Raw genomic sequence first — 16,550 nt, 5'->3', positions numbered from 1 at the left:
TAAAGTCAGATCGCTCCGACCTCGCGCAGATGCGCGACGTCTTCGGGTGTGAAGCCGAGCTCGGCCATGACTTCGTCGGTATGCTCGCCGAGCAGCGGCGAGCGCGTCACCACCGTGGGACTGTCCGACAGCTTGATGGGATTGCCGACCGTCAGGTACGGCCCGCGAACGGGATGATCGACTTCGACGATCGTGCCCGTCTCGCGCAGCGCTTCGTCTTCGGCAATCTCCTTCATCGAGAGCACCGGGCCGCACGGGATGTCGTACTTGTTCAGAATCTGCATCGCCTCGAACTTCGTCTTCGTCATCGTCCAGCGCTCGATTTCGGCGAAGATCTCCTTCAAGCGCGGCAAGCGCGCTTGCAGCGTCGCGTAGTCGGGATCGGTAATCCACTCTTCCTTGCCGATCACGTTGCAGACCTTGGCCCATACAGGGGCCTGCGCGATGAAGTAGATGTAGGCGTTATAGTCCCATTCCCAATTCTTGCAGCGCAGGATCCAGCCCGGCTGGCCTCCGCCCGACGCGTTGCCCGCGCGCGGCACGGCCGGCCCGAATGTCCCCTGCGGGTGCTGCGGATATTCGCGCAACACACCCGTGCGGTCGAGCCGCTGCTGATCGCGCAGCTTGACGCGGCACAAATTGAGCACGGCATCCTGCATCGCCGCGAGCACATACTGTCCGCGGCCCGTCATCGTCCGTTGATAGAGCGCCGTCACGATACCCAGCGCGAGATGGAGTCCGGTGCCGCTATCGCCAATCTGCGCGCCGCTCACGACGGGCGGGCCATCGTCGAAACCTGTCGTCGAAGCCGCACCGCCCGCGCACTGCGCGACGTTCTCATAGACCTTGCAGTCCTGATAAGGCCCGGGGCCGAAGCCCTTGACCGACGCCATGATCATGCGCGGATTCAATTCCTGGATGCGCTCCCAACCGAAACCCATCCGCTCGATCGCACCCGGCGCGAAGTTCTCGACGAGCACGTCGCATTGGCGAATCAACGCCTCGAGGACCTTCTTGCCTTCCGGATGCTTCGCGTCGATGGTGACCGACCGCTTGTTGTGGTTGAGCATCGTGAAGTAAAGGCTGTCGGCATCGGGGATGTCGCGCAGTTGCTCGCGCGTGACGTCGCCGGCTCCCGCCCGTTCGACCTTGATCACGTCCGCGCCGAACCAGGCGAGCAGCTGCGTGCAGGTCGGGCCGGACTGCACATGCGTGAAATCGAGGACGCGCACACCCATCAGTGCCTTGCTCACTTCCTGTCTCCCAAACTCGTTTGTCTCTATCGGCACCGTGTTCTCGTCACAGCTTCGGTGCCATTGCACTGGCAGGTTTTAAAACCCCGCTCAGCGCATTCAATTTGTTCTGCACTACTAACTAAATGACCAATAACGCCGCTCGAGCATGCGCCGCAACCGTCAGGCCGAGGCGGCGCCGACGAGCGCGATCGCCACGCGCCGCGCAGCGGCAAGCGCGGCAGCTTCGCTCTCGAACACGGCGTCGTCGACGACGCGTTGATACGGCAGAATGCTCATCTTCGGTTCGCCCGCCGCTTGGTCTTCGGCGTTTCTGACCGCCGCATAGGCGGTCCACCCGCCGTTCTCGATGAGCTGCATCGCGGACAGCTCGAGCCGGTACGATCCCACAATCTCCACACGCATCGCTTCCTCGTTTGCTCTTGCTTCAATCGGAGCCGCCGTGTCGCCGCGCATGCGTCGAGCGCGGCGCCACGACCGATCGGTAGATGACGTCAAGCCCCGACTCGGGCCTCCAATTCGGTGAGCCGCTTGCGCAAATTGCGCTCTTCCTGAAAGCGGCTCGTTTCGTCGCGAATGACAGCAACGATTCCACTCAGCGTCCCCGGCGCCGAATACAGCAGCGCGACGGTGAATGCGATCGACAACGCCCTTCCGTCCTTGTGCACGGCGGGTACCTTGAGCACGTCGTTGCCGTAGCGCGTCTCGCCCGTTTGCATCGTCTTCTGGTAGCCCTCCCAATGACGGGCCTGCAGACGTTGCGGAATGATGAGGTCGAGCGACTTGCCCAGCGCCTCGTCCTCGCTGAAACCGAATATTCGCTGCGCCGCCGGATTCCAGAGGGTGATCCTGCCTTCCGGATCAGAGACGATGATCGCGTCGCCGACGGCCGCGACCAGTTGTTCGAGATCGATCGTCGTTTGCATGGTGCTCTCTCACTCCGTTCGTTGTGCCGCTATGGGCGGGATGGGCCGGCTCGCCGCGGCGCCTGACGTCTCTGCTCGCGCTGATGGCAGGCGCCGCGGCGGCGATTGCTTCGACAATAAACGAAAAAGCGCATGCCCGTCGCGGTGGCCCCGCCCGCCCGTGTCTTCAGACGGCCTTCGCCTCGTGCATGTGGGCGATCTGCTCCTTCGTGTAGCCGAGTTCGGCCAGCACTTCGTCCGTGTGCTGCCCGAGCAGCGGCGATGCCGTGATCTCGGGCTTGAGCTCGGAGAACTTGATAGGACTGCCAACCGTCAGATACTTGCCGCGCACGGGGTGATCGACTTCGACGATCGAGCCGGTCTTGCGCATCGATTCGTCGTAGGCGAGTTCCTTCATGCTGAGCACCGGCGAACACGGAATGTCGAATTTGCGCAGGATATCGACGGCCTCGTACTTGGTCTTGTCGGCGAGCCACTCCTCGATCTTCGCGAAGATGTCGAAGATATGCGGCTGGCGCGCGTCGGGCGTGTTGTAGTCGGGGTCGTTGATCCATTCGGGACGCCCGATCGCGCGGCAGATCGGCTCCCACGCGTGATCCTGAACGGTGAAATAGATATAGGCGTTCGGATCGGTTTGCCATCCCTTGCACTTGAGCACCCATCCAGGCTGGCCGCCGCCGCCCGCGTTGCCGCCACGCGGCACCACATCGGTGAACGAGCCGTGCGGATACTGCGGATACTCTTTGAGGTAGCCGACGCGCTCGAGGCGCTGCTGATCGCGCAGCTTGACGCGGCACAGGTTCAATACGGCGTCTTGCATCGAAACAGCCACCTTCTGTCCCTTGCCCGTCTGCTGGCGGCCGATGAGGGCCGTGAGAATGCCGATCGCGAGATGCATGCCCGTGTTGCTGTCGCCCAGCGCCGCCGCGCTGACCGTCGGCGGGCCGTCCCAGAAGCCCGTCGTCGAGGCGGCGCCGCCGGCGCACTGCGCGACGTTCTCGTAGACCTTCAGGTCCGAATAGTGATGGCCTTCAGAGAAACCCTTCACCGAGGCGACGATCATCTTCGGATTGAGCTCGTTGATGCGTTGCCACGAGAAGCCCATGCGGTCCAGCGCGCCGGGCCCGAAGTTCTCGACGAGCACATCCGAGCCGCGAATCAGCTTCTCGAGAACCTCCTTGCCTTCGGCCGTCTTCGTGTCGAGCGTCAGCGAACGCTTGTTGCTGTTGAGCATCGTGAAGTAAAGCGCATCGGCATCGGGAATGTCGCGCAGTTGATTACGCGTCACGTCGCCGGAGCCGGGACGCTCGACCTTGATCACGTCGGCGCCGAACCAAGCGAGCATCTGCGTGCAGGCGGGACCCGCCTGGACGTGCGTGAAATCGATGATCTTGATTCCTTTGAGCGGCAGTGTCACTTTCATTCTCCTAAGGGTGTCGTGTCGGGCGATGTCAGGCGTCAATGCTTCTTCGCCGAGCTTTGCGGATTGAGGTTCGTCAAGCGGCCGCTTTCGGTGCCGGCCGATTCGTCGATGACGGCGTTGATGAGGGTGGGTTTGCCGGTCTTGAACGCCTCGGCCACCGCTCTTTCGAGCTCGGCCGGCGTGGCCACGTGATAACCAATGCCGCCGAACGCCTCGATCAGCTTGTCGTAACGCGAACCCTTGACGAACACCGTCGGCGCCACATCCTTGCCGCCGGACGGATTCACATCCGTGCCGCGATAGACGCCGTTGTTGTTGAAGACGACGATGCAAACGGGCAGGTCATATCGGCAAATCGTCTCGACCTCCATCCCCGAAAAGCCGAACGCGCTGTCGCCGCAGATCGCGAGCACTTGTTTGCCGGTCTCGACGGCCGCACCGACCGCGAAGCCCATGCCGATGCCCATCACGCCCCACGTGCCGCAATCGAGACGTTTCCGCGGCTCGTACATGTCGATGACCGCCCGCGCATAGTCGAGCGTATTCGCGCCCTCGTTGACGAGCATGATGTCCGGATGCGCCTTCACGACATCGCGCAGCACGCGCAGTGCGCTGTGGAAGCTCATCGGCGTCGGATCCTTCGCGAGCGTTTCGGCCATCTTCGCGAGGTTCTTGTTCTTGCGCTCGGCCACGACTGAAAGCCATTCGGCGCTCGGCTTCGGGAAGCTTGGGTCGATTCCCTCGAGGAGCGCCGAGACGCACGAGCCGATATCGCCGACGACGGGTGCCGCGATCGCAACGTTGCTGTCGATCTCGGTCGGCGCGATATCGATCTGGATGAACTGCTTCGGCGCCCCCCAGGTCTTGCCCTTGCCATGAGCGAGCAGCCAGTTCAGGCGCGCGCCGACGAGCAGCACGACGTCGGACTCGGCCAACACGAACGAACGGGCGGCCGATGCCGATTGCGGATGCGTATCGGGCAGAAGGCCCTTCGCCATCGACATCGGCAGGTAGGGAATGCCCGTCTTTTCGACGAGCGCCCGGATCTCGTCATCGGCCCGCGCGTAGGCTGCGCCCTTGCCAAGCAGGATCAATGGACGCTTCGCGCCTTTGAGCAAGTTCAGCGCGCGCTGGACCGAGTCGGCCGCGGGCAGCTGGCGCGGCGCGGGATCGACCACACGCACGAGCGAGTTGCGTCCCTCGACGGCGTCCACCGCCTGAGCCAGCAGCTTCGCCGGGAGGTCGAGATAAACGCCGCCCGGCCGTCCCGATACCGCGGCGCGAATCGCGCGAGCCACGCCGATACCGATGTCCTGCGCATGCAGCACCCGAAAAGCCGCCTTCGCATGTGGCTTGGCGATATTGAGTTGATCCATCTCCTCGTAATCGCCCTGCTGGAGATCGACGATCTCACGTTCGCTCGAGCCGCTGATGAGGATCATCGGAAAGCAGTTCGTCGTCGCGTTGGCCAACGCCGTGAGCCCATTCAGAAAGCCAGGCGCGGACACGGTCAGGCAGACGCCGGGCTTTTGCGTCAGATAGCCGGCAATCGCCGCCGCGTTGCCGGCGTTTTGCTCGTGCCGAAAGCTGATGACGCGCATTCCTTCGGCTTGCGCAAGCCGCGCCAGGTCGGTAACGGGAATTCCGGGCAAGCCGTAGATGTTCTCGATACCGTTCAGCTTCAACGCTTCGATGACGAGATGAAAGCCGTCCGTCATCGGCGACGTTTCCGTGACTTGGGGGACCTTCAGTTCGATCGCCCCAGCTGCTTCTGCCATGTCGTGCCTCCTTGGCGCAGAGTTTGTGTTTTGCTGTGATATACCATATATCCCACACTGTATTAGAGCAAGCGTTTTTTGCGTCGCTGCTTCACGTCGCGTATTCCGCCCGTCCCCTTAGTCGAGAAAGTCGCAGTGCACTTCCACGAACGCCGCCAGATCGAGCGAGTGCTGGCGCACGAGCTGCTCGGCAAGCTCGGTATCGCGCGCCTCCAGCGCCTCGATGATGCGCATGTGATCATCCATCGAACGCGCGGCGCGATCGCGCTCGCCGATCGTCATCCGACGGATCGCGCGCACGTGCATGAAGATGTTCTTGCTCGTTTCGACGAGCACGGGCGATTGCGAAAGCTCGAAGACCGCCTGATGGAATGCGATGTTGGCCTCGGAGTACTCGTCGACGTGCTCGGAGGGCGTCGCTTCGCCGAAGGCGGCGAAGATGCGGCGCAGGCCCGCAACATCCCCGTCCGAGGCGCGTACCGTCGCCAGACGTGCCGCCATGCTCTCGAGCGCTGCCCACATGTAGATCATCTCGACGATTTCGCGCTTCGTCTTGCGCTGGATGTAGACGCCGCGCCGCGGCACCGTCCGCAGAAACCCCTCCTGCTCGAGCAGCGTCATCGCTTCGCGCACCGGCGTGCGGCTGACACCGAGCGCCTCGGCCAATTCCTTTTCGTCGAGCCGGATGTCCTCGCGCGACTCATAGATGTCGGTCTCGGCGATGGCCCGCCTCAAGCTGGCATAAGCCCTGTCACGCAACGACAGGGAGGCTCCGATCGGCGCAAGCGATAACGACACCTGCGGCGGCTCGGACTCGATGTGCCTGTCCGTGGACATAGTCTCCTCGCGATCTCAGTATGTTTAATACTGTATATCAGATATCAACGAGGTCAAGCGATTTCGCGCAACGACGGCGAGCCCCGGCGCACGCTGGTTCCTTGAGTCACGCCGCGTCTGGTCGTTGTCGATAAACCTTTGTTTATGGATTTCCAATAAAACTTTAACTATCACCTATCCCGCTGCAGCCCTATGCTTTACCCAACTCATCGATTCACGATGGAAGGAGAAGCCCATGACTTCTGCAGCATTCGACGATCGTCGGCTCGACGACGATCGCGACCTGAAGGCGCACGTTTGCGCGTACAACATGGCGTTCGCCGAACTGGGGCTGCGCTTTCGCTGGGACACACAAACGCTGGCGTCGCTTGCATTGATCGATAGCGAAGCGGCTCGCATCGTCACATACATCGAAACGCACCATCCTCATCTGCTGACCGCCTATAGCGCCGAGTTTCTGAGCGAGGCCATCCTGGCGAAGAAGAACGCGCTGCGGCCCGAGGCACTCGAAGCGTGCGCGGCTATCGCCGCCGAAACGAAGGGTCCTTCGGTGCTCCAGGTCCGCACGCGAGAGATGCGTGCCTCGCCCCGCTTCAACGACGACTTCTCCGGCGACTTCGGCCTGCCCATGCTCAGCGGCGCCTGAGATTCGACTCGCTTAGCCGCAATCCCAACGCCGCGTGACTTTCACGCGGCGTTTTCTTTTCTCCGGCTTCGCGGGCGAAGTCCGTTGCGCCAATCTCTTCCCTCAAACTCAAAGCGCCTTGCTCGGTGAATCGAGCAAGGCGCCCCCGGTTCAAACGTCGATCACAGTGCGCGCGACGATCAGTGCGAAAGGGTCGACGACGATTGATGCGTGGTGACGAAAGCCGAGCCTGCGTTCTGCGCTTCGATCCAACGTGCGCGCATCGGCGCGAGGACGAACTTGGCGCCGATGCCGGCCGTAATCGTGATGGCGGCCGCGACGAGGAACACCGCGTTCCAGCCGCCCATCTCGGCGAGGATCGACGCGAGCGGAACGAGTAGCGCGGCCGTACCCTTCGCGGTATAAAGCAAGCCCGCGTTTGCGGCGGCGAACTTGCTGCCGAACGTATCGGCGCAAATGGCCGGGAAGATCGAGAAGATTTCGCCCCAGCAAAGGAAGATCAGCGCCGCGAACGTCATGAACGCATAAGGGTTCGTGCCGTACTGCATGAGCCCGAGCAGCGCAAGGCCCTCTCCGATGAAGACGATGAACATCGTGTTCTCGCGGCCGATCTTGTCGGAAACAAAGCCGCAGAGCGGACGCGTGAAGCCGTTGCAGATGTTGTCGATCGAAAGCGTCATCGTGAGCAGCGGCAACGTCATCCCGAACAGCGTCATCGGAATGCGAGCGAGCCCGAGGTCCTTCGCGATGGGGCCGATCTGCGCCGTCGCCATGACGCCGCCGGCCGCGACCGCGACGAACGATACATAGATGAGCCAGAACACGGGCGTACGCACCATCTGCCCCGGCGTGTAGTCGACCTTCGTGACGGCGAACTTGCGTGCCGGCACCACGCCGGCGCGGACCACGGGCTTCATGAGCAGCATGGCCAACAAGAAGATGGCGACGCCCTGGAAGCCGCCAAAGACCAGAAACGCTTGTTCGTAGCCCGAGCGCGTGATCATGGTCGCGATCGGAATGACGGTCACCGCGGCACCCGCGCCGAAGCCGGCCGCCGTCAGCCCCGCCGCGAGGCCGCGGCGGTCGGGGAATAACTTAAGGGCGTTGCCGACGCAAGTTCCATAGACGCACCCGGCGCCCACGCCCGCAATGACCGACGCGATGTAGAGCTCGGGCAGCGTCGTCGCGTAAGAGTCCATGATCCATGCCGCACCGGCGAAGACCGCACCGATCGCAACCACGAGCCGCGGCCCGAACCGGTCGACGAGCTAACCCTCGACGGGCACGAGCCACGTCTCGGTAATGAGGAAGATCGAGAAAGCCACTTGAATGGACGCCGGATCCCAGTGATGTTTGGTATGCATCGGGCCCACGAAGAGGGTCCAGGCGTATTGAAGGTTGGCGACCAGCGCCATGCATAGCATGCCGATGACTAGCTGACACCATCTGTTCTTCCAGAACACGGGGGCATGCTGAACGGATCCGTTCATGTGCTTTGTCTCCATCGATCTATTTATGAAAGCGAGAGGCGCGATGGCTTGCGGTTGGACCGGGCCCGGTGTCGACAGCCGCTTGATCGCATACCTGCATGCTAGGGGCTGCGATCAATTGCCGATAATCAAACTTAGTTACCGTTTGGATTAAGGGAGCCTTATATATGACCTAATCGCCGCTTTGGCGCCGGTCGATTCGGGCTGCGGCGACACCGCGAGTCGGTGCGCGCATTAGGGTCTTCGCTAGCTTTGGAAAACCTGAACTTTGTTACGATGCCGATAGCCTCTTCCTTATGCATCGGCCCATGACAATCAGAAACGCCACGGTTCGGCAGCTGAAGGTTTTCGAGACCGTGGCACGTCTGCTCAGCTTCTCGCGCGCCGCCGAGGAGCTTCATTTGACTCAGCCGGCCGTCTCGACCCAGGTCGCGCAACTCGAGGAGCACGCGGGATTGCCGCTTTTCGAGCAGTTGGGCAAGAAGATCTACCTGACGCCGGCCGGCGCCGAAATGCTGCAGTTCAGCCGCAACATCTTGCTGCAATTCCAGCAGGAGGACGAAGCGATGAGCCAGCTCAAGGGCATCTCGGGCGGCAAGCTCAACGTGGCCGTCATCAGCGCAGGGGACTACTTCTTCCCTCGCCTTCTAGCGGAATTCACGCGCCGGCACTCGGGCGTCACGCTCAATCTGTCCGTCCATAATCGCGAGGAGCTGCTTCAGCAGCTCGTCACGAATCAGACCGATCTCGCGGTGATGGTGCGTCCGCCTGTCGGCATGGATGTGACGACCGAGCCGTTCGCCCCGCACCCCTACGTCATCGTCGCCGCCCCGAGCCATCCGCTCGCGAACAAGCGCTTCATCACGATGGCGCAACTTGCCGAGGAGCCGTTCGTCGTTCGCGAGCGCGGCTCCGATACATGGAATTCGATGCAGGAAGGCCTGGCCGGCAGACTCGAGAATCCGAAGATCGCGATGGAGATCAAGAGCACCGAGACGATCAAGCAGGCAGTGATCGCCGGGATGGGCATCGCGTTCCTATCGGCGCATACGATCAGCCTCGAGCTTCAGGTCGGCCACCTCGTCGTGCTGGACGTCGAGGGCTTCCCGGTCATGCTCAATTGGTATGTCGTGCACCGCAAGAACAAGCGGCTGCCGCCCGTCGCGGACGCGTTCAAGCAATTTCTGATCGACGAAGGCGCGGCGCAGATCGAACAGATCACGCGAGTCAACGCATTGACGGCAAAGCGCCTTTGAGACTCGACTCGCGCGAGCGGCGATTGGCGGCCTTGGCTCGCGCGAGGCTGCCCTAGGGGCACCCGCGGGCGGGAGGCCGCCTCAATCGAGGAAATCGCAATTCGCCTCGACGTAGGCGGCGAGATCGAGCGAATGCTGGCGAACGAGCCGTTCGGCAAGCTCGGTATCGCGCGCTTCGAGCGCTTCGATGATGCGCAGATGATCGACGATCGAGCGTGCCGCACGATCGCTCTGCGAGATCGTCATGCGGCGAATCGCCCGCACGTGCACGAAGATATTCTTGATCGTGTCGAGGATGATCTGCGACTTCGACAATTCGACGATCGCCTGATGGAAGGCGATGTTCGCGTCCGAGTACTCCTCGATGTGCTCGGCGGGCGTCGTGTCGCGAAAGCTGTCGAACATGCGACGCAGCCGGGCGATCTCCTCGTCGCTCGCGTGCAGCGTGGCGAGCCGCGCCGCCATGCTCTCGAGCGCGGCCCACATTTGAATCATTTCGACGATCTCGCGCTTGCTCTTGCGCACGATGTAGATCCCGCGCCGCGGCACGGTGCGCAAGAACCCCTCCTGCTCGAGCAGCGTCATCGCCTCGCGGATCGGCGTGCGGCTCACACCGAGCGTCTCGCTCAACATCCGCTCGTCTAGACGCACGGGTTCGCGCGTTGCGTAGATATCCGCATCGGCGATCGCTTTGCGCAACATCGCGTAAGCCTGATCGCGCAGGCTCGCGCTCGCCCCGATCGACTTCAGCGACAGCGTCAACGGCGCTGTCGCATTCTTGTTAGTTAGCAGTTCTGACGACATTCAATGCCTCACGTTGCGGCCGCCGGTGTTGCGGTGCGGCCGGATGATCCGCTTCGCCAAGACCGGCGAAACGACCATGCTCGGCCGCCTTCATCGCCACCGGCGCCGGAATCCATTTCGCCATCCAGTACGTCGCGGCGGCCCCGAGGCCGACCGCGGCAATGGCAACCCATGCCAACGAAAGAAGGTCCATTTTTTTGCTCCGGAAAACATGACAGGAATAGCGCCATGTTATGCTGCGTCGCGGCAATCGTCAATATTTTGTATGTGATATTTCACGGAAAGGCGCGATGCGTTGCTTTCGTACTACAAAGACTCCGGTGCAATCAATGCGTGTGACTTTCTTGGGCTAAGACGAAAGGATACCGCGCCCGCCATCAGGTTGCGGGCGCGCCGTGAGTTTCGAATGCGTCGCTAGGCCGCGCCGAGCGCCATCTTCCGCTCGGCGTGGTGATTCGCGCTGGCTACCGGCTGACCGAGTGCCTGCTGCGCCGTCTGCTCTCTGAGCTTGATCAGCGCCAGCACGGTATCGATCGTCGGCGTGGGTTGACCGACGAGACGCCCCATTTCCTGCACGACGGTCAGCAACGGATCGATCTCCATCGGCCGGCCGTGCTCGAGGTCCTGCAACATGGAAGTCTTATGTGCGCCGACCGCGCCGGCCCCGTCAATGCGCCTTTCGACATCGACGCGAAAATGCACGCCGAACCGGTCCGCAATCGCCTTCGCTTCGAGCATCATCGTGCGCGAGACGGCGCGTGTGCCGGCATTGCTCGTGATGACGTCGAGCGTCGCATGCGTGAGCGCGCTGATCGGGTTGAAGCAGAGGTTGCCCCACAGCTTCAGCCAGATTTCATCGCGGATGTCCTCGCGAATCGGCGCATCGAAGCCGGCCGCCGTCATGATCTCCTGAAGCTTCACGATGCGCTCGGTCCTTTCGCCGCTCGGCTCGCCGATCGGAAACTTCTTGCCGTAGACATGCCGAATAACGCCGGGCTCGACGATTTCCGCGGCCGGATAAAGCACGCAACCGATCGCGCGCTCGGGACCGAGCGCCTCCCATTGCTTGCCGCCGGGATCGACGCTATCAAGCTTGGTGCCGGCGAAAACGCCGCCATGACGATAGAAATACCAATAAGGAATACCGTTGACGGCTGTGACGATCGCCGTGTGCGGCCCGATGAGCGGCTGCATCGCATCGACGACGCCAGGCACCGAATGCGCCTTCAGCGCGACGATGACGTAGTCCTGCTGACCGAGCTCGCGCGGATCGGCCGTGCATTTGACGTTGATGACGCGCTCGGCGCCCTCCAGCTGCAGACGGACGCCGTTTTTCTGCATGGCGGCCAAATGCGCGCCGCGTGCGATGAAACTCACGTCGGCGCCGGCCAGCGCGAGCTGGGCGCCCATGTAAGCGCCGATCGCTCCGGCGCCATAAACGCAGATCTTCATTGTCGTTTCCCTTTGGTCGAGTCAAGAAATCTGGTCGGTCAGCTCGGCCCGATAGCGCCCGGTGGTCAGCGGCGATCCTCGAACGGTTCGCACTCTGGCGGCGCGCTTTTCATCGTCCGCATCGCTTACGGCTCATAGTGAGCGGCGCGATCCATTAGGGAAAGTTAAAGTTTTTTATTATGTCGATTCAGGATCGTCGATGTACGGAACACCCTCGCGCTCGCGGCCGCGGAACTTCAAAAAAATGCGGCGCAGGGCCGATATCCCTTCTGCCGAATCACTTTCCTGCATGCGCGGATAACGATGTCCGGTCATCCGATGAAACAGCAATGCCGCGGTCAGCAACGCGCCCGACTGGAGTGCGATGGGCATCGCGACGAATCGAAAGCCGAGCTCGTGAATGTTGGGGCCGCCGAGTACCGCTGTCAGCGCGACCGCGCCGGAAGGCGGATGCACGCAGCGCAGTGCGAGCATCGCGCTGATGGCGAGCGCGACCGCGGTCGCCGCCGCAAAGACTGGAGTGGCGATCAGCTGCGCGCAGGCCACGCCGAGGATGGCGGAGACGACATTGCCGCCCATGATCGACCAGGGCTGAGCAAGCGGACTCTCCGGTACCGCAAAAAGCAAAACCGCCGACGCGCCCATCGGCGCGACGAGTAGCGGCACATCGACCGTCTCGCCGAGTACGAGATGCGCCACCCAGCCGGTGAACGCTATGCCGAACAACGCGCCCAGGGACGATAAAAGGCGCTTGGATTTCGCTGCCGCTCCGTTTCTCATCGACGTCGCTCGTTCTTGATCGAAAGGTCGGGCTCGTCGCCCAGTGTCGCGAGAGTACGGTCTCTTGCACCAATATGGACAGTCAATATTTCTTTGCGTACCAATAAGCTTTTCATTATCGACTTCCACGACCACGAAGCGAGGTCATTGTTTCGGACACCTATCCATCGTCTTCCGCCAAACCGGGAGAGAAGCATTACTATTTGTTCCAAACTGATCGGTGCGGCGCATCCCAACAACAGTAAGGAGACACGCATGAGAGACGTTCCCGTCGCAGTCCGCAGTGCCGCGGTGCTGTTGAGCGCCGCAATCGCAGTTGGCGCGTCAATGTCGAGCGCATGGGGCGCGGATGACGACCACGACGGCCCTGCTGTGAATACCCTGCCCTCGTTCATCGTGGCAGGCAGCCTCCGAACGAAGACTTATGACGGCATCAGCGACGATCTGCTGACCGCGGGCTTAGGCAAGACCGGCCTGGCGGGCCCGCAACCCGCGATTGCCGATCCCGCCCATCCGAGCGCCGCCGAGCTGCGGCGGTTGGCGATCTGGTCGAACTATCGGGCGCTCGTCGATATCACGGCGAATGGCGGCTACGGCCGCTTCTGGGGGCCCAACGTCGATCTGGACGGCAACAACACGCTCGGCGAGGGAAAGATCGCGGGCACGGAATACCTCGCCTATGCCGACAACGGCACCGGCCGTCGCAATGTCACCGTGCTCGTTCAGGTCCCGGTCAGCTTCGATCCGGCCAACCCCTGCATCGTGACGGCAACCTCGTCGGGCTCGCGCGGCGTCTACGGCGCCATTTCGGCGGCCGGCGAATGGGGCCTCAAGCGCGGCTGCGCCGTCGCCTATACCGACAAAGGCACCGGCAACGGCGCGCACGAGCTGAGGACCAATCTCGTCACGCTGATCGACGGCGAGATCGAGGATGCGGCCACGGCCGGACGCGACAGCCTCTTCACCGCCAATGTCGCGAGCGGCGCCCTTGCCACCTACAACCAGATGTTTCCGAACCGTTACGCGTTCAAGCACGCGCATTCGCAGCAAAACCCCGAGCAGGATTGGGGCAAAGATACGCTCGAAGCGATCAGGTTCGCCTATTGGGTGCTGAATCAGCAGTTCGGCCCCGTCATAGGCGATTCGTCGAAGCACCGCGTGCTCTACCGGCCCGGCCGCATTACGACGATCGCGACGTCGGTCAGCAACGGCGGCGGCGCGTCGCTGGAAGCGGCTGAGCAGGACAGAAGAGGATGGATCACCGCCGTCGTCGTCGGCGAGCCGCAAGTCAACGTGCGAATGCCGCGCCATGCGGAGGTATTCGAGGGCGGCCAGCGCATCTTCGCGGCCGGCAAGCCGCTCGCCGACTACATGACGCTCGCGAATCTGTTGCAACCGTGCGCCGCGCTCGCGCAGGCTGCCGCCGGTGCACCGTACCTCACGGCGCTGCCCCTCACGACCACGACGGCGATTCGCGAGGCTCGCTGCGCGTCGCTTGCCGCGGCCGGCATGGTGAGCGGAACGGACACGCAAAGCCAGGCGAACGATGCGCTCGCACGGCTCCATGAAGCCGGCTACGAAGCGGACTCCGATCTGCTGCAGGCGCCGATGTGGGATTCGCAGGCGGTGCCGGCCGTGGCGGTAACCTACGCGAACGCCTACACGCGATCGAGCGTCATCGACAATCTCTGCGGATTCAGCTTTGGCACGACGAATCCGTCGACGGGCGCGGCCGGCTTCACGCCCGCCGTCTCGCCGATGCCGACGATCTTCGGTCTCGGCAATGGCGTGCCGCCTACGAACGGGATCAACCTCGTTTATAACGAAGCGCCCGCGGGCGGTGCCGATCATCGACTGGCCACGCCGGATGCCAGTTTCGCCGGGGCCGCCTGCCTGCGCGCGCTATGGACGAATCAGGACCCGCGCATGGTGGCGAGCGTCGACGCGATTCGCGTGCGCGCCGATCTGCACGGCAAGCCCGCGATCGTCGTTCAGGGCCGCAGCGATGCGCTCGTGCCGATCAATCATGCGTCGCGCGCGTATCTGGCGGCGAACAGCGTCGTCGAAGGATCGCGCAGCGAGTTATCACTGATCGAAGTGACGAACGGCCAACACTTCGACGCGTTTCTCGGCTTCCCTGGCTTCGACACGCGCTTCGTGCCCGTTCATTACTACTATCTACAGGCACTCAACCTGATGTGGAATCACCTGAAAAGCGGTACGCCGCTGCCGCCGTCGCAGGTCGTTCGCACGGTGCCGCGCGGAGGCACCCCGGGTGCCGCTCCCGCGCTGACGCTTGCCAACCTGCCGGCGATAACCGAAAGCCCGGGCGCCAACGCGATCAGCGTGAAGCATGGAGTGGTGAACGTTCCGCACTAGTGCTGGAGGCGGCGGGCGTGGAGGCGGCGGGAGCCGATGCGCCCGAATTCCCCGAGGCGGGCGCTTCGCACTTGGCGTGCCGAGGATCGCAAAGCGCGTCGGCCGACCATCCGCCGCCCAGATCGCCGATCAGCGAGACGGCATCGACGAGCCGCGTTTGCTCGACACCGAGCGCCGTCTCCTGCGCGCTCAGCAGCGTCGTCTGGGCAGTCGCCACGGTCGTGTAATCGACCGTGCCGGCCTGATACTCGTCGAGTGCGATCTGCGCGCCGCGCGTCGCGTCCTTCACTTCGGCGTCGAGAACCTTCGCCTGCTCTGCGAGGATGCGCAATCCCGCCAGGTCGTTGTCGACACCCTCGAACGCCGTCAACACCGTCCCGCGATAGTTCGCCACGGCCGCGTCGTAGGCCGCCTTCGCGGCGGCGACCTTCCCGCTACGCTCGCCACCGTCGAAAAGCGTCTGGCTCACATCGGCGCCGAGCGACCAGACGTAGTTGCCGATATTGAGCAAGCCCGCTAGCGGCGACGCCGAGAAACCGGCGGCGGCCGAGAGCGAGATCGTCGGATAGTAGGCCGAAACAGCGACGCCGATCGCAGCGTTTTGGGCGGCCATCTCGCGTTCGGCCACGGCGATATCGGGCCGCCGTTGCAGCAACGTCGATGGCACACCGACCGGAATCGACGGCAGCACCGGCATTGAGGTGCTATGCGAAATGTCGAGGTCCTCCGGATTCTTGCCGACGAGCACCGCAATCGCATGCTCGTACTGCGCGCGCGACACCCCGAGCGCGATCAGGCTCGACTGTGCGCTTTCGAGCTGCGTCTTAGCGGTAATGAGATCGGACGGCGGCTCGGTACCGGCTTGGGTCTGATCGGAAACGACGCGAAGGTACTCCTTGTAGTTGTCGACCGTCTTCGTCAGGAGGTCGATGTTCGCATCGGTGATGCGCAAGTCGATGACGGCCGTCGCGAGCGTCACCTGCTCGGACAGCGTTGCGTTGGCCAGCGTCGCCTGGCTCGCCTGCGCCGACGCCGCGTTCTCCTCGACCGTGCGCCGCACTTGGCCCCAGAGATCGGGGGCCCAACTCACGCTGCCTTCGAGAGACGCGGAATTATTGACGTTGCGACGCGACACCGAGAAGCTGCTCGCCGAGAGCGACGAGCTCGAAGAGCCGGTCGACGACCGTTCGCGCGTCGCGGAGCCGGTTACGCCGATGCTGGGAAAGAGCGACGCGCGCGCAACGCGCACTTCGGCCAGCGCCTCCTCGTAGTTTGCGTAGTCCTGCCGCACCGTCTGATTCGAGACGACGACCATGGGCTCGAGCTCGTCGAGCAGCGGATCGTGGAAGACGGTCCACCAGTCGCCCTTCGGCGCCTCGGCCGCCGGTTGCGCCTGCGCCCAGCCGTCGAGCTCCTTGAACTTGGTGGGCACCGCGACCGCCGGCCGGCGATAATCCGGCCCGACCGCGCAAGCGCCGAGCGCCAATGCCAGAGCCAGAACGATAGGAGTGCGAACGAATTTCATG

Annotated in this window: 13 protein-coding genes and 2 pseudogenes; 3 read left to right on the top strand and 12 right to left on the bottom strand. The window is 63.1% G+C overall.

Annotated features, from left to right (window positions below; translation table 11 throughout):
* Positions 1-5 precede the first annotated feature (5 nt).
* The 6 genes from frc (C9I57_RS16120) to C9I57_RS16095 all read right to left on the bottom strand — a co-directional run bounded on the left by frc (C9I57_RS16120) (position 6) and on the right by C9I57_RS16095 (position 6,217).
* On the bottom strand, positions 6-1,253 hold the full coding sequence (gene frc / locus C9I57_RS16120) for a formyl-CoA transferase (protein ID WP_107151648.1): 1,248 nt from the start codon (positions 1,251-1,253) through the stop codon (positions 6-8).
* 162 nt (positions 1,254-1,415) lie between these two features.
* Positions 1,416-1,658 (bottom strand): hypothetical protein, encoded by a 243-nt coding sequence (locus tag C9I57_RS16115; protein WP_107151741.1) that lies wholly within the window; start codon positions 1,656-1,658, stop codon positions 1,416-1,418.
* A gap of 89 nt (positions 1,659-1,747) precedes the next feature.
* Complete coding sequence (locus C9I57_RS16110) at positions 1,748-2,179, bottom strand: PAS domain-containing protein (protein WP_107151647.1); 432 nt, start codon at positions 2,177-2,179, stop codon at positions 1,748-1,750.
* A gap of 166 nt (positions 2,180-2,345) precedes the next feature.
* On the bottom strand, positions 2,346-3,596 hold the full coding sequence (frc, locus tag C9I57_RS16105; RefSeq protein WP_107151740.1) for a formyl-CoA transferase: 1,251 nt from the start codon (positions 3,594-3,596) through the stop codon (positions 2,346-2,348).
* A 41-nt stretch (positions 3,597-3,637) separates the two neighbouring features.
* Positions 3,638-5,380, bottom strand: a complete 1,743-nt coding sequence (gene oxc, locus C9I57_RS16100) for an oxalyl-CoA decarboxylase (protein ID WP_107151646.1) — start codon at positions 5,378-5,380, stop codon at positions 3,638-3,640.
* A gap of 117 nt (positions 5,381-5,497) precedes the next feature.
* Complete coding sequence (locus C9I57_RS16095; protein WP_107151645.1) at positions 5,498-6,217, bottom strand: GntR family transcriptional regulator; 720 nt, start codon at positions 6,215-6,217, stop codon at positions 5,498-5,500.
* Between the two features lie 235 nt (positions 6,218-6,452).
* On the opposite strand from C9I57_RS16095, the gene C9I57_RS16090 reads away from it, so the two are divergent.
* Positions 6,453-6,863, top strand: coding sequence for a hypothetical protein (locus tag C9I57_RS16090; protein ID WP_107151644.1), 411 nt, complete (start codon positions 6,453-6,455; stop codon positions 6,861-6,863).
* Positions 6,864-7,042: 179 nt separating this feature from the next.
* Here C9I57_RS16090 and oxlT read toward each other — a convergent pair.
* Positions 7,043-8,353 (bottom strand): annotated as a pseudogene (gene oxlT / locus C9I57_RS16085) (oxalate/formate MFS antiporter).
* Between the two features lie 308 nt (positions 8,354-8,661).
* Between oxlT and C9I57_RS16080 the strand changes: the two are divergent.
* Complete coding sequence (locus C9I57_RS16080; protein ID WP_107151643.1) at positions 8,662-9,609, top strand: LysR family transcriptional regulator; 948 nt, start codon at positions 8,662-8,664, stop codon at positions 9,607-9,609.
* An 81-nt stretch (positions 9,610-9,690) separates the two neighbouring features.
* Here the strand turns inward: C9I57_RS16080 and C9I57_RS16075 are convergent, their stop codons facing one another.
* From C9I57_RS16075 to C9I57_RS16060, 4 genes and pseudogenes are all read right to left on the bottom strand, one after another.
* Positions 9,691-10,413 carry a GntR family transcriptional regulator gene (locus C9I57_RS16075; RefSeq protein ID WP_107151642.1) on the bottom strand — a complete coding sequence of 241 codons (723 nt, stop codon included), beginning with the start codon at positions 10,411-10,413 and terminating at the stop codon, positions 9,691-9,693.
* Positions 10,391-10,606, bottom strand: coding sequence for a hypothetical protein (locus C9I57_RS16070; RefSeq protein ID WP_107151641.1), 216 nt, complete (start codon positions 10,604-10,606; stop codon positions 10,391-10,393). The genes C9I57_RS16075 and C9I57_RS16070 overlap by 23 nt, the downstream gene beginning before the upstream one ends.
* A 221-nt stretch (positions 10,607-10,827) precedes the next feature.
* Positions 10,828-11,865, bottom strand: a complete 1,038-nt coding sequence (locus C9I57_RS16065; protein WP_107151640.1) for a 2-dehydropantoate 2-reductase — start codon at positions 11,863-11,865, stop codon at positions 10,828-10,830.
* Positions 11,866-12,159: 294 nt separating this feature from the next.
* Positions 12,160-12,645, bottom strand: a pseudogene (locus tag C9I57_RS16060) (HPP family protein); the annotation flags it as partial.
* A 255-nt stretch (positions 12,646-12,900) separates the two neighbouring features.
* On the opposite strand from C9I57_RS16060, the gene C9I57_RS16055 reads away from it, so the two are divergent.
* A complete protein-coding gene (locus tag C9I57_RS16055; RefSeq protein ID WP_107151638.1) occupies positions 12,901-15,024 on the top strand; it encodes a D-(-)-3-hydroxybutyrate oligomer hydrolase in 2,124 nt (707 codons plus the stop codon).
* Here C9I57_RS16055 and C9I57_RS16050 read toward each other — a convergent pair.
* Positions 14,987-16,549: an efflux transporter outer membrane subunit gene (locus tag C9I57_RS16050; protein WP_107151637.1), complete on the bottom strand. Its 1,563-nt coding sequence runs from the start codon at positions 16,547-16,549 to the stop codon at positions 14,987-14,989. The genes C9I57_RS16055 and C9I57_RS16050 overlap by 38 nt on opposite strands.
* Between the last annotated feature and the right edge of the window lies 1 nt (position 16,550).

It is taken from the genome of Trinickia symbiotica (genome assembly GCF_003028655.1).
Classification (GTDB): Bacteria; Pseudomonadota; Gammaproteobacteria; order Burkholderiales; family Burkholderiaceae; genus Trinickia; species Trinickia symbiotica_A.
Note: the sequence above shows the minus strand (reverse complement) of the source record. Positions and strands in the feature narration are given on the sequence as shown.